This is a genomic window from Escherichia sp. WS338 (assembly GCF_046486405.1).
Lineage (GTDB): Bacteria > Pseudomonadota > Gammaproteobacteria > Enterobacterales > Enterobacteriaceae > Escherichia > Escherichia coli.
The window spans coordinates 113,668-131,407 of record NZ_JBJQLL010000011.1; the positions used below are offsets into that span (position 1 = coordinate 113,668).

13 protein-coding genes and 1 tRNA gene are annotated in these 17,740 nt (G+C 49.0%); 7 read left to right on the forward strand and 7 right to left on the reverse strand.

Going from position 1 to position 17,740, the window contains the following annotated elements; translation table 11 throughout:
• Nucleotides 1-47: 47 nt before the first annotated feature.
• The 3 genes from ACJHWT_RS12505 to ygeW are packed head-to-tail and all read right to left on the reverse strand — an operon-like array spanning nucleotide 48 to nucleotide 3,758.
• Nucleotides 48-1,259 (reverse strand): YgeY family selenium metabolism-linked hydrolase, encoded by a 1,212-nt coding sequence (locus ACJHWT_RS12505; protein WP_001107125.1) that lies wholly within the window; start codon nucleotides 1,257-1,259, stop codon nucleotides 48-50.
• Nucleotides 1,260-1,316: 57 nt separating this feature from the next.
• Nucleotides 1,317-2,513: a diaminopropionate ammonia-lyase gene (gene dpaL / locus ACJHWT_RS12510; RefSeq protein WP_000110489.1), complete on the reverse strand. Its 1,197-nt coding sequence runs from the start codon at nucleotides 2,511-2,513 to the stop codon at nucleotides 1,317-1,319.
• A gap of 57 nt (nucleotides 2,514-2,570) precedes the next feature.
• Nucleotides 2,571-3,758: a knotted carbamoyltransferase YgeW gene (gene ygeW / locus ACJHWT_RS12515; RefSeq protein WP_001696120.1), complete on the reverse strand. Its 1,188-nt coding sequence runs from the start codon at nucleotides 3,756-3,758 to the stop codon at nucleotides 2,571-2,573.
• Nucleotides 3,759-4,238: 480 nt separating this feature from the next.
• On the opposite strand from ygeW, the gene ACJHWT_RS12520 reads away from it, so the two are divergent.
• Nucleotides 4,239-6,017 carry a sigma-54 interaction domain-containing protein gene (locus tag ACJHWT_RS12520; RefSeq protein WP_000417790.1) on the forward strand — a complete coding sequence of 593 codons (1,779 nt, stop codon included), beginning with the start codon at nucleotides 4,239-4,241 and terminating at the stop codon, nucleotides 6,015-6,017.
• A gap of 39 nt (nucleotides 6,018-6,056) precedes the next feature.
• Here the strand turns inward: ACJHWT_RS12520 and xdhC are convergent, their stop codons facing one another.
• Genes xdhC through xdhA form a run of 3 tightly spaced genes read right to left on the reverse strand, consistent with a single transcriptional unit; the run spans nucleotide 6,057 to nucleotide 9,719 of the window.
• Entirely contained in the window at nucleotides 6,057-6,536 is a 480-nt protein-coding gene (gene xdhC, locus ACJHWT_RS12525) for a xanthine dehydrogenase iron sulfur-binding subunit XdhC (RefSeq protein ID WP_001016587.1), read from the reverse strand.
• Nucleotides 6,533-7,411, reverse strand: a complete 879-nt coding sequence (gene xdhB, locus ACJHWT_RS12530; protein WP_000459188.1) for a xanthine dehydrogenase FAD-binding subunit XdhB — start codon at nucleotides 7,409-7,411, stop codon at nucleotides 6,533-6,535. Before xdhB ends, xdhC begins: the two co-directional genes overlap by 4 nt.
• A gap of 10 nt (nucleotides 7,412-7,421) precedes the next feature.
• Nucleotides 7,422-9,719: a xanthine dehydrogenase molybdenum-binding subunit XdhA gene (gene xdhA, locus ACJHWT_RS12535; RefSeq protein WP_000388089.1), complete on the reverse strand. Its 2,298-nt coding sequence runs from the start codon at nucleotides 9,717-9,719 to the stop codon at nucleotides 7,422-7,424.
• A gap of 413 nt (nucleotides 9,720-10,132) precedes the next feature.
• On the opposite strand from xdhA, the gene actS reads away from it, so the two are divergent.
• Together actS and ACJHWT_RS12545 are read left to right on the forward strand one after the other, a co-directional pair.
• Nucleotides 10,133-10,885 (forward strand): amidase activator ActS, encoded by a 753-nt coding sequence (gene actS / locus ACJHWT_RS12540; RefSeq protein ID WP_001309712.1) that lies wholly within the window; start codon nucleotides 10,133-10,135, stop codon nucleotides 10,883-10,885.
• Nucleotides 10,886-10,963: 78 nt separating this feature from the next.
• Nucleotides 10,964-11,037, forward strand: a tRNA-Gly gene (locus tag ACJHWT_RS12545).
• A gap of 316 nt (nucleotides 11,038-11,353) precedes the next feature.
• Here ACJHWT_RS12545 and ACJHWT_RS12550 read toward each other — a convergent pair.
• Complete coding sequence (locus tag ACJHWT_RS12550) at nucleotides 11,354-12,583, reverse strand: amino acid permease (protein ID WP_000065950.1); 1,230 nt, start codon at nucleotides 12,581-12,583, stop codon at nucleotides 11,354-11,356.
• Between the two features lie 254 nt (nucleotides 12,584-12,837).
• Between ACJHWT_RS12550 and ACJHWT_RS12555 the strand changes: the two genes are divergently transcribed.
• From ACJHWT_RS12555 to araE, 4 genes are all read left to right on the forward strand, one after another.
• Nucleotides 12,838-14,019, forward strand: a complete 1,182-nt coding sequence (locus ACJHWT_RS12555) for an acetyl-CoA C-acetyltransferase (protein ID WP_000656041.1) — start codon at nucleotides 12,838-12,840, stop codon at nucleotides 14,017-14,019.
• Nucleotides 14,020-14,305: 286 nt separating this feature from the next.
• Nucleotides 14,306-15,142 (forward strand): 5-dehydro-4-deoxy-D-glucuronate isomerase, encoded by an 837-nt coding sequence (gene kduI, locus ACJHWT_RS12560; protein ID WP_000383247.1) that lies wholly within the window; start codon nucleotides 14,306-14,308, stop codon nucleotides 15,140-15,142.
• Nucleotides 15,143-15,171: 29 nt separating this feature from the next.
• Nucleotides 15,172-15,933, forward strand: coding sequence for a 2-dehydro-3-deoxy-D-gluconate 5-dehydrogenase KduD (kduD, locus tag ACJHWT_RS12565; RefSeq protein WP_000603518.1), 762 nt, complete (start codon nucleotides 15,172-15,174; stop codon nucleotides 15,931-15,933).
• A gap of 314 nt (nucleotides 15,934-16,247) precedes the next feature.
• Entirely contained in the window at nucleotides 16,248-17,666 is a 1,419-nt protein-coding gene (gene araE / locus ACJHWT_RS12570; RefSeq protein ID WP_000256421.1) for an arabinose-proton symporter AraE, read from the forward strand.
• Nucleotides 17,667-17,740: the final 74 nt, after the last annotated feature.

The following is a 17,740-nucleotide window of genomic DNA, read 5'->3' on the forward strand; positions in this document are numbered from 1 at the left end:
ACTCCAAAAACCCTCCGGCGAACCGGAGGGGAATAAGTGAAGAGTAATTATTCGGTTGCCAGCCAGCTTAACGGGATTGCAGCGTACATCGCGGCACAGGTCACCAGGTGAGATTTCCAGGTTTTTTCGTTAGGTGCATGCGCTTCAGGTTCTTTACCCGGGCCAAAGCCGATCACCGGAATGCCGTGACGGCCCATGATAGATACGCCGTTAGTTGAGAAGGTCCACTTATCAACAACCGGCGCTTTGCCAAACAGACCTTCGTAGGCATTCACCAGTGCTTTAACAGTGAAGTGATCTTCTTCCACTTTCCAGGTCGGGAAGTAGCATTCGGTTGGGTAAACCAGGCCAGTCCAGGACGGACGGTCGTAGTTGTACATAGAAACAACCGCGTTAGCTTTCTGTACCGCAGGCAGGGCGCGGATTTCGTCCAGCGCGCCTTCCCAGGTTTCGCCCCAGGTCAGACGGCGGTCGATTGAAACTGCGCAGCTATCTGCTACAGCGCAACGGCTTGGGGATGTGAAGAAGATTTCAGAAACGGTGAGGGTGCCTTTGCCGAGGAATTCATCATAGCCCAGGCGCTGGGAGAGTTCTTGTAATTCGCCAAGAATCGGACCCATTTTGAAAATGGCGTTGTCACCGCGTTCTGGTGCAGAACCGTGGCAGCTAACACCCTGAACATCAATGCGAATTTCCATACGACCGCGTTGACCACGGTATACCTGGCAATCAGTCGGTTCAGTACTGACCACAAATTCCGGGCGAATGCCGGATTGTTCAATAATGTACTGCCAGCACAGACCGTCGCAGTCTTCTTCCTGCACCGTACCGGTAACCAGCAGGGTATATTCATCTTCCAGACCGAGGTCTTTAATGATTTTACCGGCATAAACCATAGATGCCATGCCGCCTTCCTGGTCGGAAGTACCGCGACCACCGATCAGCTCATCAGTTTCCATGCCTTCGTACGGATCGAAGTCCCAGTTTTTGATGTTGCCAATGCCGACGGTATCAATATGAGCGTCCATTGCCACCAGACGCGGGCCGTGGCCGATATAACCGAGAACGTTGCCCATCGGGTCGATTTCAACTTTATCGAAGCCGACTTTTTCCATCTCTTCTTTAATACGATGTACTACGCGTTTTTCGTCGCAGCTTTCACTGGGAATAGCAACCATATCGCGCAGGAAGCGAGTCATGTCTGCCTGGTAATCTTTTGCTTTTTCAAGAATCAGTTTGAATGGAATATTCTTAGCCATTATTTTTCTCCAGATTTTTTACTCCCCGTTTTGCGGGGGGCAGTTCCAATAGGGTGATTAAGGTGCTACAGCGTGTTTGCCTTCCCAGACAACTTCGCGGTAGTGCTTCACATCGGTGTCGCCTTCAGTGCTGATAACCAGCACCACGGCATCTTTGTTCAGCGCCAGTTTTTCCATCAGGCTTTGACGTTGCGGGTGATAATGAACCGCTGCGAGAACGCCCAAACCGACAGCGCCGGATTCACCGGAGATGATGCGTGGATCGTTGCCGTACGGATTACCCAGTACGCGCATACCTAATGCGGCAACGCTGTCCTGGCAGGAGATGAATTGGGTGGCGCAGTTACGTAGGATTTCCCAGCCCAGCGGGTTAGGTTCGCCACAGGCCAGGCCTGCCATGATGGTGGCCATATCACCGCCAACGTTGATGATGTCGCCTTTGACGCCAGAGCGATAAATACAGTCAGCTTTGTCAGGTTCAACAATAATGCTGTGCAGATTTTGCGGGCTGTAGACATCGACCAGATAACCCAGCACACCACCGGCCATCGCGCCGACACCGGCTTGCAGCAGAACGTGCGTCGGGGTTACGCCCATTTCACGCATTTGCTCGACGGCTTCATCTGCCAGTGTTGCATAGCCCTGCATGATCCAGGTTGGGATTTTGGTGTAACCTTCCCAGGCGGTATCTTGCACCACTTCCCAGCCGTGCTGCTGCGCGTGTTGCATGGTCAGGCGAACGGTATCGTCATAGTTCATATCCGTGACGATGCACTCGGCACCGAGGTTCAGAATGGCGTCAACGCGTTCCTGAGCAGAACCTTTCGGCATGTAAATCACCGCATTCTGTCCGAGTTGCTGTGCTGCCCACGCCACACCGCGCCCGTGGTTGCCGTCGGTGGTGGTCGCGAAAGTCATTTTTTCGCCGATGGCATTTTTCAGGTGCTCAAATGACAGCGTTTCGATATCAAGATGATATTTTTCGCACAATAATTGAGCGATGGCGTATGCACCGCCGAGCATTTTGAAGGCGTTCAGACCGAATCGTTTTGATTCGTCTTTGACGAGAATTTTCTTCACACCAAAAAGGTTTGCGAGATCGTCCAGCGCACAAAGCGGTGTTGGGCGATAACCAGCAATTTTCTGGTGGAACTGGCGCGCCAGTTTGGCCTGGCTTTGCGAAAAGAGCGGTGATGTTTCGCCGTTGAAAAATTTGTTATCGGCGATATCAATCTTCAATGAGAAAACGGACATATCCTATCCTTTTGGCCTCTGGAAATAGAGGGCCGACCAGCTGATCGGCCCGAGGGGTTATTTCACGCGTTCTTGCGCTTCTTTCAGCAGTTGCTCGAGCAGTGCACCTGGTTTGGCGTATTTACGGGACAGGATCATCGCGGCGATGATATAAGGCTTCCAGCTGGCTTCTTTGTAGGTTGCGATACGGTATTTTTCGAATACGCCTTCAGTCACTTCACCTTCTTTGCAGGATACGCCGCTGATATCAGCTGGCAGGCAGTGCATGTACAGGGCTTCGCCATCACGGGTCAGTTTCATCATCTCTTCGGTGCAATGCCAGTCTTTGTGCTGAGCGTTCTGCGCCAGACACTGTTTTTCCAGTGCTTTTAAGCCTTCGTGATCGTTAGCGCGCAGCAATTCAGTACGCTCTTCCATCACTTTGTAAGGTGCCCATGACTTCGGATAAACGATGTCTGCGTCTTTGAAGGCTTCTTCCATGCTGGTGACCTGACGGAAGCTACCGCCAGAGGCTTTAGCATTGTTTTTAGCGACTTCAACGACATCCGGGATCAGGTCGTAGCCTTCCGGATGGGCCAGGGTGACATCCATACCGAAGCGAGTCATCAGACCGATGATGCCTTGTGGTACAGATAGCGGTTTGCCATAGCTTGGGGAGTAGGCCCAGGTCATGGCGATTTTTTTACCTTTCAGGTTTTCCAGTGAACCAAAGTGTTCACGTAACCATGCGAGGTCAGCCATTGACTGAGTCGGGTGGTCAATATCGCATTGCAGGTTCACTAAAGCCGGACGCTGCGGCAGTACGCCCTGCTTGTAGCCGTCATCAAGTGCAGCGCCAACTTCACGCATATAAGCGTTGCCTGCGCCCAGATACATATCGTCACGAATACCGATGGCATCGGCGCAGAAGGAGATCATATTGGCGGTTTCACGCACGGTTTCGCCGTGAGCGATTTGTGATTTGCCTTCGTCGAGATCTTGCTGTGCGAGGCCGAGCAGGTTAAGCGCGGAAGCATAAGAGAAGCGGGTACGGGTGGAGTTGTCGCGGAATACGGAAATACCTAATCCACTATTAAAGACTTTGGTTGAGATGTTTTCAGCACGCAGTGCTTTTAATGCTGCGGCAACGTCCAGTACTTGTTTCAGTTCATCTGGCGTCTGTTCCCACGTTAACAAAAAATCTTTCTCGTGAAGGTGAGAGGTCAGCGAATTGATATCCTTAATCAGCTCATTAACAGTTTTCATCATAAAGTCCCGGTAGTGGAATGACAGGCAAAGAGGTTTATTTCACTGTGACTTGCCAAAAAGTGATTGGTCTTTTCACAGCTATACCTGGGACTAACAATAACTATGCCAGAATTATCCAAGCGGCTGCAAAAGACTAATTTGACGGGTAATGTGTGGGGTTGATCACAAATTGATGCCAGCTTCTGGTTGTTTGTAAAATACGAAAACGTTTGGCTTTTTTTATCGCGTTATTTATTTGCTGCTAAGTATCAGAAATAAGATAAAGGGGCAGGTTATCCCTCGTCAGTTTGATAAACTCACCGCCGTAATTCTCATATTGATATAGAAATGTGATATCTCTTCCATAATTTCATTAGAAAGTGATAAAAATCTTATGTTTTTATCAAAGCCAATTTCGTCTGAGTTAATATCATCATGATCTGTGAACCATCAACGTCTTCAATGATCGACTTTTAAGTAAGTCTGGAAGGTAAAGCTATGGAGCTTGCTACTACGCAGTCAGTACTGATGCAAATTCAACCGACAATTCAGCGTTTTGCCAGAATGCTTGCCAGCGTTTTGCAGCTTGAGGTTGAGATCGTTGATGAAAACTTGTGTCGCGTCGCCGGAACGGGCGCGTATGGGAAGTTTCTTGGTCGCCAGTTGAGCGGCAACTCACGCCTGCTCCGCCACGTCCTGGAAACGAAAACTGAAAAAGTTGTGACACAATCTCGCTTCGATCCCCTTTGCGAAGGTTGCGATAGTAAAGAAAATTGCCGTGAAAAAGCATTTCTGGGTACGCCTGTCATTTTACAGGATCGTTGTGTTGGGGTGATAAGTTTGATTGCCGTTACCCACGAGCAACAAGAACATATCAGTGATAATTTACGCGAATTTTCTGATTACGTTCGCCATATATCCACCATTTTTGTTTCGAAACTTCTGGAGGATCAGGGGCCAGGAGATAACATCAGTAAAATATTCGCGACCATGATCGATAATATGGATCAGGGCGTTTTAGTTGTTGATGACGAAAATCGGGTTCAGTTTGTTAATCAGACTGCCTTAAAAACACTCGGTGTTGTGCAAAATAATATTATTGGGAAACCTATCCGTTTCAGACCATTAACATTTGAGAGTAATTTTACCCATGGACATATGCAGCATATTGTTTCGTGGGACGATAAAAGTGAATTAATCATTGGTCAATTGCATAACATTCAGGGCCGACAATTATTTTTAATGGCGTTTCACCAATCGCATACCAGTTTTTCTGTAGCAAATGCACCTGATGAACCGCATATTGAACAATTGGTTGGCGAGTGCCGTGTTATGCGGCAATTAAAACGACTCATTAGCCGTATTGCACCCAGCCCATCCAGCGTTATGGTGGTTGGCGAAAGCGGCACGGGTAAAGAAGTCGTCGCCCGTGCAATCCATAAGTTGAGCGGAAGACGGAATAAACCTTTTATTGCTATCAACTGTGCCGCGATTCCGGAGCAGCTTCTGGAGAGCGAACTGTTCGGTTATGTTAAAGGCGCATTTACTGGCGCATCTGCCAACGGTAAAACAGGGTTGATTCAGGCGGCGAATACGGGCACGCTGTTTCTCGATGAAATAGGTGATATGCCATTGATGTTGCAGGCTAAATTACTGCGCGCTATTGAGGCACGTGAAATTCTGCCGATTGGTGCCAGTAGCCCAATACAAGTCGACATTCGCATCATTTCTGCAACTAACCAGAATTTGGCCCAGTTCATTGCCGAAGGTAAATTCCGCGAAGATCTCTTCTACCGACTTAATGTTATCCCGATAACTCTGCCACCGCTGCGTGAACGTCAGGAAGATATTGAACTACTGGTGCATTACTTTTTACATCTGCATACCCGTCGTCTGGGATCGGTTTATCCGGGCATTGCTCCCGATGTCGTCGAAATATTGCGTAAGCATCGTTGGCCCGGAAACCTGCGCGAGTTAAGCAATTTGATGGAATATCTGGTTAACGTGGTTCCTTCAGGTGAAGTTATCGACAGCACGCTATTGCCGCCAAATCTGCTGAATAATGGCACAACGGAGCAAAGTGATGTAACAGAGGTCAGTGAGGCGCACCTGGCACTCGATGATGCGGGCGGCACGGCGCTGGAGGAGATGGAAAAGCAAATGATCCGCGAGGCGCTTTCACGTCATAACAGCAAGAAGGAAGTTGCTGATGAACTGGGCATCGGCATTGCTACGCTCTATCGCAAGATTAAGAAATATGAGTTGTTAAACACATAACCTCAGTGAATCCGGCCTGAATTCAGGCCGGATATCCTTTTACTTCGTTTTCTCGCAATCCAGAACTGTATTTACAATCATCTGATACCCCGTGCAGCGACAAAGATTTCCCGCCAGTCCACGACGAATTTCCGTAATGGTTAATGGCTTCTCGCGTGGTTTCGCCAGCATTGCCGTGGTAGCCATAATCAGGCCCGGCGTACAAAACCCGCACTGCACTGCGCCGGATTTCGCATAAGCCTGCTGAACATGAGAAAGTTTTCCGCCTTTCGCTTCACCTTCCAGCGTGCGGATCTCTTTTCCTTCAGCCCAGGCGGCAAGGTATAAGCAACTGTCTATTGCTGTGCCGTCGACCAGCACCGTACAGGCACCACATTCACCCACGCAGCACCCTTGTTTGACACTTAGCAGTCCTTGTTCGCGGAGTAATTCCGAGAGCGGCGTGCCTGGTGCGGCGTGAAGCTGAAAAGGTATCCCGTTAATGGTGCATTCGATGGTAATTGTTTCGCTGTGATTCATTGCAATTTTCCCCCCGCCGCGGCGACGGCTTCGCTAATCACTTTTTTGGTCATCGTCTGGATGAGATGCAGACGAAACTCTTTACTGGCCCGCCATGACGAACGCGGGGCGACATCTTGCAGGACTGATTCGCTGATGGCTTCCAGCGTTTGCAGGTTTAATGGCGCATTTTGTGCAGTCTGTTCGGCATGTTGGCAGCGAATCGGCGTTGGCGCGGCAACACCAAATGCCAGACGTAATTCGCTGAAATTGCCGTTATCCAGTCGGCAATGTGCGGCGCAGCCAATCGTTGAAATATCCATTGCGTCGCGCATGGCATATTTAAAATGCGCGCTGCCCGCGTGTTCTTTCGGCTGGGGCGGAAAATGAAAGGCGACAAGGATTTCGTCATGCTCAAGAGACACTTTGCCCGGCCCGGTGTGAAAGCCATTAATCGGGACGAAACGAACACCGCGCGGGGAGTGGATCTCCAGTTTCGCGTCATAAATTAGCGTTGGCGTGGCAGAATCTGCGCTGGTGGCACCGTTGCAAATATTTCCACCGTAGGTAGCGACGTTACGGATCTGCGGTCCGGCAATGGATGAGGCCGCAGCACATAACGCCGGGAGATGACGTTGAGTTACAGGATCTTCAATGAGCTGGGTAAATGTCGTTGCAGAGCCGATACGTAGTGAGCCATCTTCCGCCAGCGTAATTCCCCGCAGCTCCGCCAGATTATGAATATCAACAATATGGCGATAACGGTCATTGTGATGGTGGAGCTGAATCAGTACGTCAGTGCCACCGGCGAGCAGTTTGGCCTGCGGGTTGTCAGCCAGCAGGTTGATGGCATCGGCAAGGGTTGCTGCGCGATGGTAAGAAGCAAAATCAAACATGATGTTATCCTCAAATCAATCCTGCCAGATGGAACTCTTCATATAACCGTTTTGGCGTCAGCGGCAGTGTATTGATTGCAACACCGGTAGCCATCTTCACCGCGTTACGAATAGCAGCGGCAACAGGAATTATTGGTGGCTCACCCAGTGACTTATGTCCGTATGCGGATTGCGGCTCATTGATTTCGACGAACGCGCTTTCCAGTTGTGGCAGATCCGGCATGGTCGGCATTTTGTAATCCAGCAGATTGGGGTTACGGACCACGCCGCTTTTCGCATCAATGATCATCTCTTCAAATAGCGCCCAGCCAATGCCCATTCCCATTCCGCCGTGTACCTGACCTTCTGCCAGTAGCGGATTAAGAATATGGCCCGAATCATGAACGTTGAGGATGCGGTTGATGGTGACTTTACACAGCGCAATATCGACCGTCAGATCAACAAAGGTACAGCCAAACGCTGGTGGGTTAGTGGTGGTTTTGATGGAGCTTTCGGCAGAGAGCTGCCCGCCGCGTTCAGGGTGGTAGAAGGCGTCCATCGCCAAATCTTTTAACGACATTAATGGCTCTTCCGGTCGTTCAACCAGCACGATATGGCCTTTTATCAGGGTAAGATTCATCGCTGACTGATGTAGCATGACAGCGGCATGAGCGATGATTTTCTCCTTTAATAACAGTGCCGCACTGCGCAGCGCAGGCGCGGCAACATAGCTCTGGCGTGAGGCAAATGCACCGGGATCGAACGGCGTAACGTCGGTATCTTGGGTTGAAATAACGCGAACGTCGCTGACCGGAACCCCCACGGTTTCTGCTACCATTTGCGAGAAGACGGTGTCGGCCCCCTGACCGATTTCTGTCGCGCCGCTTTGCACGTTGATGGTTCCATCCTGATTCATCAACAGGCGCGCGCCTGCTATTTCTACGCCGACAGGCCAGGTGTTAGAGGTGTAGCTAAAACAGGCGACGCCAACGCCGCGGCGTAAATTGCCTTGCTGGTTCTGGCATTCTGCACGGCGTTTTTCCCATTCAAAGATTTTCCGGCCTTTTTCAAGACACTCCGGCAACCCTGCGCTGTAAATACGTTTGCCCGTGAGCGGATTAGCATCTCCTTCGCGGGCGGCGTTGCGTAAACGAATTTCAACAGGATCAATACCTAACGCTGTCGCGGCGTCATCAAGCATAGACTCAACGGCAAATACGACTTGTGGCGCGCCATAACCACGCATCGCACCAGCCGAGGGGAGGTTGGTATAGCAGGTCTTTGAACTGTAAGCGTAGGCACAACGAGGATAAAGGTAAGCGACTTTATTTCCGCCCGCAGAAGCGATGGAGTGCCCGTGAGATGCATAAGCGCCGGTGTTAGACAGAACATCCAGACTATAACCTTTCAATGTTCCGTCGCGGTTCACGCCCATTTGCCCGTCAATAGTAAAAGCGTGGCGGGTACGGGTTGCGAGGAAACACTCTTCACGGCTAAGGGAAACTTTCACCGGAATGCCGCCAAGCTTGCTGGTCAGGAATGCCGCCATTGGCTCTTCCAGTACATCCTGTTTATTACCAAAACCGCCACCGACAAACGGTTTGATGACTCGTACGCATGACCAGGGAATATTCAGCGCCTGACCAACCACACGGCGAACAATGTGCGGGATCTGGGTGCTGGAAACGATGGTAATTCGCGAGTCATCCTCCATCCATGCCAGCGATGTCACGCTTTCCATATGACAATGTTGAATAACGGGAGTCTGATAGTGCCCCTGCACCTGGTAATCGGCGGCATCGATTGTTTGTTGGACATTACCCGTCGACATCGAGCTTTGTTTTAGTAAATTGCCGCCGTTATGGATTGGTGCAGCGTCATCTGCCAGCGCCGCTTCTGGCGTGGTGATAACGGGTAATTCTTGCCACTCAATGCTGACCAATTGCGCCGCTTTTTCTGCCGTGAGTTCATCACGGGCCACGACGATGGCAACGGCGTCACCATGATGACGAACATGGCGAGTTAGCAGTGCGCGATCGGCGGTATCGCGCTTGTTTTCGTCAAGTGTCCATGCATGCCCAGCTGTAGCGAATGGGATATCAGGTACATCTTCCCAGGTAAAAATCGCCAGTACGCCTGGTAAACTTCTGGCTTGTTCATCATTAATACCTACGGCATAACCATGTGCGATAGGGCTACGTACATATTTCGCGTAACACATGCCCGCCATAACATAATCGTCAGTATATCGTGCCCGCCCGGTGACCTTAGCAATGGCATCTACGCGCATGCATGATTCACCTGTAGCGGTTGCTTCCCGCGCTTCCATAGAAATCCCCTCGATTTGAACATTTGGTTCTTATGGCAAAGATTTAGTCTAAGCAGGCAAGATTTACGCCAGAAACGACGATAAGCGTTAAGGGAGGAAGGAAGTGTGATGATGTTAAAAAAACACAGATATGATACGAAACAGGACTCTGAATAGGGACAGTGATACGTATCAATATGAGTGGCGATAAAATCAATGTGATAAATCAGGATTATTACGCATCAAGGTGGGAAATAGGGTAAAAGTCAGGAACTTCGATACCACTACAGCAAATATTTTGCTGATGATACTTCCCTTTGCCAAATGAAATTAACCTCTTTCTCTATTACATCGTTTTTCCAGAAGCAAGAGATTGGGTATCAAGAGGCTGGCTGCTATGATATGGCGTCTTGTTTTTTAAGCGAGGAAAGATTTTGAGTGCGGGACGCCTGAATAAAAAATCTCTGGGTATCGTGATGTTGTTATCGGTTGGACTGCTTTTAGCGGGCTGTTCGGGTAGCAAATCATCCGATACAGGAACGTATTCCGGCTCCGTTTACACCGTGAAACGGGGGGATACGCTATATCGTATTTCGCGCACCACGGGAACCAGCGTAAAAGAGCTGGCGCGACTGAACGGCATTTCCCCCCCTTACACCATTGAAGTTGGTCAGAAACTAAAACTGGGTGGGGCGAAAAGTAGCAGTACACGTAAATCAACCGCCAAATCAACGACCAAAACCGCATCGGTTACACCGTCATCAGCAGTACCGAAATCTTCCTGGCCGCCAGTAGGGCAACGTTGTTGGTTATGGCCAACGACAGGGAAAGTTATCATGCCGTATTCGACAGCTGATGGCGGCAATAAAGGGATTGATATCTCAGCTCCACGGGGTACACCTATTTACGCCGCGGGTGCAGGAAAGGTGGTGTATGTGGGCAACCAGCTGCGTGGCTACGGTAATCTCATCATGATTAAACACAGTGAAGATTACATTACGGCTTACGCCCATAATGACACGATGCTGGTAAATAATGGGCAAAGCGTGAAGGCTGGGCAAAAAATCGCCACTATGGGGAGCACTGATGCGGCATCTGTTCGCCTGCATTTCCAGATTCGTTACCGTGCTACGGCAATTGATCCGCTGCGTTACTTGCCGCCTCAGGGCAGCAAGCCAAAATGCTGATGGCGAATTAATCAGCAGTCAGCAGCGTGGTACTTGCTAAGGAGAGCGTAAGGTTTATAATGCCTTACGCATCTCGAAGCGGGCGTAGTTCAATGGTAGAACGAGAGCTTCCCAAGCTCTATACGAGGGTTCGATTCCCTTCGCCCGCTCCAATTTATCTTCACATCATCTACCTGCCATTTTTGTTGTATCTGATTTTCTATATTATCTTAATTCAAGCGCTTCAGACTTTTCGCAATCGCCGTAATACTTCCCCATTTTTTTGTAAACAAAAAGCGTTTACGCAATGCAATCGTCATGTATCTTAAATAGTCTTATTTAAGATGTTCAGAACTCTTTGTGTGTTTAACTGGCTGATAATTATATAATATTACGAGAGAAGTGATAGAGCGGAATAATAACAAATGAACATTATGAAAACTGGGATGGTTCAAAATTGAAGCAATTTTGAACCATCCACAACGGATATTAGCTAAAGAACATTACCGATACGCACAGGATACCCACGATCAGCGTAATCAGATTTCCGATGGAACGCCAGGGTTTAAGCGCCGGGATGAGATACGTTGACAGCGTAGGCATGATGAAAAGTATCATGGCAATGAGCGGGCCGCTGATCGCGTAAATCATCGAAATCGCGTTCGGGTTAATGCAACAAACAATGAAGGTAATCAGCGATACCAACATAATTGATAGTGCGCGGTTAAATGCACGACTTTTCTTTACACCAACCTGCTGTAATGTTGTTTTGACGACCTCTGTGGCACCTTCAATAACGCCAAAGTACGTACCCAGGAATGATTTTGACATCGCAACTACTGCGACAATAATCCCGGAAATTGACAACCATGCTGGGGCGTTCGGCAGCATAGAAAGCGCCGATAAAATGGTAACCCCTTCTTCTTTAGCCGCTTCAATATACGAAGGTGGAATAGAAAGCAGGCAGCTAAAGACAAAGAACAGTACACTTATGCAGATGATGAGATAAGCGACTTTCATAATTTTTTTGCATTTATCCATAGCGTGTTCGCCATATTTTTCACGTCTGTCTATGGCAAACGTAGAAATAATGGGCGTATGGCTAAAGGCGAAAACCATCACGGGAATCGATATCCATATCTGGTGAAGGGTATTCTGATTGAACTCTACCTGGGTTGTTAATAGATCAGGTTGCCAACTACCGACCAGGTAAATAGAAAGAAATAAGAAATAGGCAATCAATGGGAATACCAAAAATCCCATTACCCGAATAGTGGCATGGCGTCCCATCAGAAAAATGAGATTCAGGATTAATACAACCCCCAGACTCACCAACATACGGATGCGAAGATCAATAACCATATGCTTTGCCAGCTGTTCCGTAAGTGAGTTGGTAATTGCCACGGCATATATCAACACGACGACAAAAAAGGCGATGAAATACAGCGTGGTAATCAGATTACCAATCTTCTTGCCATAGTAGTGTGTTACCGCGCCCGTTATCCCTTCACCTGCTGATGTTTTTGATGAGAGGATGAACTGGCATAAGGCTTTATGTGGCCAATATGTTAAAGGCCAGGCGACCAGAGCAGTAATAAACAGGACCACAGCCCCCGCCGAACCTAACTGAATAGGAAGGAAGAGCGTGCCTGCACCAACGGCTGTGCCGTAGAGCGCGAAACTCCACAGAGTTTCTTCTTTTGACCAAATATTAGACATTATCTGAACGTATCATCTACAAATTAAACAAAATGGAGGGCAATTTACCATAAACCAGGTTAAGTATGGGAGATTAACGCCCTATCTACCTCTCTATTGGTGGGTTAGTGGTTGCAAACCTTACGTGCCAGTTATGTCTCTGACTGCTACTCAGGCGTATTTCCTTTGTGATAATAGTCACTTTTTTTAAACAATTAAGATAACTGTAATTAACAATCATTTACTATTGCACTGTTAATTGGTGCGAGGTTGTGATGAAAGACGTTGTGATTGTCGGGGCGTTACGGACACCTATCGGCTGCTTCCGTGGTGCGTTAGCGGGTCATTCCGCCGTGGAACTTGGCAGCCTGGTCGTGAAAGCATTAATAGAACGTACCGGTGTTTCTGCATATGCGGTGGATGAAGTGATTCTTGGTCAGGTGTTGACTGCAGGGGCAGGGCAGAATCCGGCAAGGCAATCGGCTATTAAAGGTGGTCTTCCTAACAGCGTTTCTGCAATCACTATTAATGACGTTTGCGGTTCCGGGCTTAAAGCACTGCATCTGGCTACTCAGGCGATACAGTGTGGCGAGGCTGATATTGTCATCGCCGGTGGTCAGGAAAACATGAGCCGCGCACCACACGTTCTGACTGATAGCCGCACCGGTGCACAGCTTGGCAATAGCCAGTTGGTTGATAGTCTGGTGCATGACGGCTTGTGGGATGCCTTCAATGATTATCATATTGGTGTCACCGCCGAAAATCTGGCTCGCGAATATGGCATCAGCCGTCAGTTGCAGGATGCTTACGCACTTAGCTCGCAACAAAAAGCGCGAGCGGCGATTGACGCTGGACGATTTAAAGATGAGATCGTCCCGGTAATGACCCAAAGTAACGGTCAGACGTTGGTTGTTGATACCGATGAGCAGCCACGCACTGACGCCAGTGCAGAAGGCTTAGCCCGTTTAAATCCTTCATTTGATAGTCTCGGTTCTGTGACAGCGGGTAATGCATCATCCATAAACGATGGCGCAGCTGCAGTAATGATGATGAGCGAAGCCAAAGCACGAGCGTTGAATTTACCCGTGCTGGCCCGCATCCGCGCATTTGCCAGCGTTGGTGTAGATCCGGCATTGATGGGAATTGCGCCGGTGTATGCGACCCGCCGTTGCCTGGAGCGTGTAGGCTGGCAGTTGGCTGATGTCGATCTTATCGAGGCTAATGAAGCGTTTGCTGCACAGGCGCTTTCGGTTGGCAAGATGCTTGAATGGGATGAGCGTCGTGTCAATGTCAATGGTGGCGCGATCGCACTCGGTCACCCAATAGGCGCTTCCGGTTGCCGAATCCTCGTTTCTCTGGTTCATGAAATGGTGAAACGTAATGCCCGCAAAGGACTGGCTACGCTTTGTATCGGCGGGGGCCAGGGCGTGGCATTGACCATTGAACGTGACGAATAGCTCTGCATTTCCTCCTTACCGATAAATATCAGCCGTCATTAATCTGTTGAATAATGGTGGCTGGCGAGTCGACATACATTTTCAGGGCTCCCTGATTTTTCCATTCTCATGACATATTCGTGATCGACACTGCACTTTTTTCAGTCCTTAACTTAAAAATGAAACATTGTTTTATTTTTAATTGAAAACCCTATCCCGTGGGCATATCATCCCCTTATAGAGAAAACGAAACAGTGTTTCACTATCGTTTTCTATTTTCACGCTTCACTGATTATCGGAGGTTGATGTGGACGTAAGACAGAGCATCCACAGTGCGCACGCAAAAACGCTGGATACCCAGGGGCTGCGCAATGAATTTTTGGTTGAAAAGGTATTTGTCGCCGATGAGTACACCATGGTTTACAGCCACATTGACCGTATAATTGTTGGCGGCATTATGCCGGTAACTAAAACGGTTTCCGTTGGCGGGGAAGTTGGTAAACAACTCGGCGTAAGCTATTTCCTGGAACGTCGCGAGTTAGGTGTTATCAATATTGGCGGTGCCGGTACGATTACTGTCGATGGTCAATGCTATGAAATCGGTCACCGCGACGCCCTGTATGTTGGTAAAGGTGCAAAAGAAGTTGTCTTTGCCAGTATTGATACCGCCACTCCGGCGAAGTTTTATTACAATTGCGCACCTGCGCATACGACGTATCCCACCAAAAAAGTCACACCGGACGAAGTATCTCCAGTCACGTTAGGCGATAAACTCACCAGTAACCGTCGCACGATTAACAAATATTTTGTCCCGGATGTACTGGAAACCTGCCAATTGAGTATGGGGCTGACGGAGCTGGCTCCGGGTAACTTGTGGAACACCATGCCGTGTCACACCCACGAGCGCCGGATGGAAGTTTATTTCTATTTCAATATGGATGATGACGCCTGCGTTTTCCACATGATGGGGCAGCCGCAAGAAACGCGTCATATTGTGATGCATAACGAGCAGGCAGTGATCTCCCCGAGCTGGTCGATCCATTCCGGCGTCGGAACCAAAGCTTATACCTTTATCTGGGGCATGGTCGGTGAAAACCAGGTTTTTGATGATATGGACCATGTGGCCGTTAAAGATTTGCGCTAGTTGTGGGCATAAACGAATAAGGTATTGTTATGATTTTAAGTGCATTTTCTCTCGAAGGTAAAGTTGCGGTCGTCACTGGTTGTGATACTGGGCTGGGCCAGGGGATGGCGTTGGGGCTGGCGCAAGCGGGCTGTGACATTGTTGGCATTAACATCGTTGAACCGACTGAAACCATCAAGCAGGTCACGGCGCTGGGGCGTCGTTTTTTAAGCCTGACCGCCGATCTGCGAAAGATTGATGGCATTCCAGCACTGCTGGATCGCGCGGTAGCTGAGTTTGGTCATATTGATATCCTGGTGAATAACGCCGGATTGATTCGCCGCGAAGATGCTCTCGAGTTCAGCGAAAAAGACTGGGACGATGTCATGAACCTGAATATCAAGAGCGTATTCTTCATGTCTCAGGCAGCGGCGAAACACTTTATCGCGCAAGGCAATGGCGGCAAGATTATCAATATCGCGTCAATGCTCTCCTTCCAGGGCGGGATCCGTGTGCCTTCTTATACCGCATCAAAAAGCGGCGTGATGGGCGTGACGCGATTGATGGCGAATGAATGGGCTAAACACAACATTAATGTTAATGCGATAGCTCCGGGTTACATGGCGACCAACAATACTCAACAACTGCGGGCAGATGAACAACGTAGCGCGGAAATTCTCGACCGCATTCCAGCTGGCCGTTGGGGACTGCCGAGTGACCTGATGGGGCCGGTAGTGTTTCTTGCCTCCAGCGCTTCAGATTATGTAAATGGTTATACCATTGCTGTGGATGGCGGTTGGCTGGCGCGTTAATTCATTCCTCTTACTTTTATGACCCTGCCGCATGGCAGGGTTTTTTATACCTGTAGATCATCATAATCCATATCATGGTTATGAAATAATCCATATCAATTATCAATTAATGAACTTTATGAATTTTATCTGCTTTAAAATTAGGTAGTTAATAATAATCTCAATAATTCAACTTAATTTGAAAATTGGAATATCCATCACATAACGACATGTCGTAGCAATTTAATCCATATTTATGCTATTTCCGACCTGACACCTGTGTGAATTGTTCACGTATTTTTTCACTATGTCTTACTCTCTGCTGGCAGGAAAAAATGGTTACTATCAATACGGAATCTGCTTTAACGCCACGTCCTCTGCGGGATATGCGGCGTATGAATATGTTTGTTTCGGTAGCTGCTGCGGTCGCAGGATTGTTATTTGGTCTTGATATCGGCGTAATCGCCGGAGCGTTGCCGTTCATTACCGATCACTTTGTGCTGACCAGTCGTTTGCAGGAATGGGTGGTCAGTAGCATGATGCTCGGCGCAGCAATTGGTGCGCTGTTTAATGGTTGGCTGTCGTTCCGCCTGGGGCGTAAATACAGCCTGATGGCGGGGGCCATCCTGTTTGTACTCGGTTCGATAGGGTCCGCTTTTGCGACCAGCGTAGAGATGTTAATCGCCGCTCGTGTGGTGTTGGGCATTGCTGTCGGGATCGCGTCTTACACCGCTCCTCTATATCTTTCTGAAATGGCAAGTGAAAACGTTCGCGGTAAGATGATCAGCATGTACCAGTTGATGGTCACTCTCGGCATCGTGCTGGCGTTTTTATCCGATACAGCGTTCAGTTATAGCGGTAACTGGCGCGCAATGTTGGGGGTTCTTGCTTTACCAGCAGTTCTGCTGATTATTCTGGTGGTCTTCCTGCCAAATAGCCCGCGCTGGCTGGCGGAAAAGGGGCGTCATATTGAGGCGGAAGAAGTATTGCGTATGCTGCGCGATACGTCGGAAAAAGCGCGAGAAGAACTCAACGAAATTCGTGAAAGCCTGAAGTTAAAACAGGGCGGTTGGGCACTGTTTAAGATCAACCGTAACGTCCGTCGTGCTGTATTTCTCGGTATGTTGTTGCAGGCGATGCAGCAGTTTACCGGTATGAACATCATCATGTACTACGCGCCACGTATCTTCAAAATGGCGGGCTTTACGACCACAGAACAACAGATGATTGCGACTCTGGTCGTGGGGCTGACCTTTATGTTCGCTACCTTCATTGCGGTCTTTACGGTAGATAAAGCAGGGCGTAAGCCGGCTCTGAAAATTGGTTTCAGCGTGATGGCGTTAGGCACTCTGGTGCTGGGTTACTGCCTGATGCAGTTTGATAACGGTACGGCTTCCAGTGGCTTGTCCTGGCTCTCTGTTGGCATGACGATGATGTGTATTGCCGGTTATGCGATGAGCGCCGCGCCAGTGGTGTGGATCTTGTGCTCTGAAATTCAGCCGCTGAAATGCCGCGATTTTGGCATCACCTGCTCAACGACGACAAACTGGGTGTCGAATATGATTATCGGCGCGACCTTCCTGACACTGCTTGATAGCATTGGCGCTGCCGGTACGTTCTGGCTCTACACTGCGCTGAACATTGCGTTTGTGGGCATCACTTTCTGGCTCATTCCGGAAACCAAAAATGTCACGCTGGAACATATCGAGCGCAAACTGATGGCAGGCGAAAAGTTGAGAAATATCGGCGTCTGATTTCACGGGCCGGATGTGCTGTACATCCGGCCCTTTTTTCGTTAATAGAGATTAGGCACCTGGCCGTTGAGGCG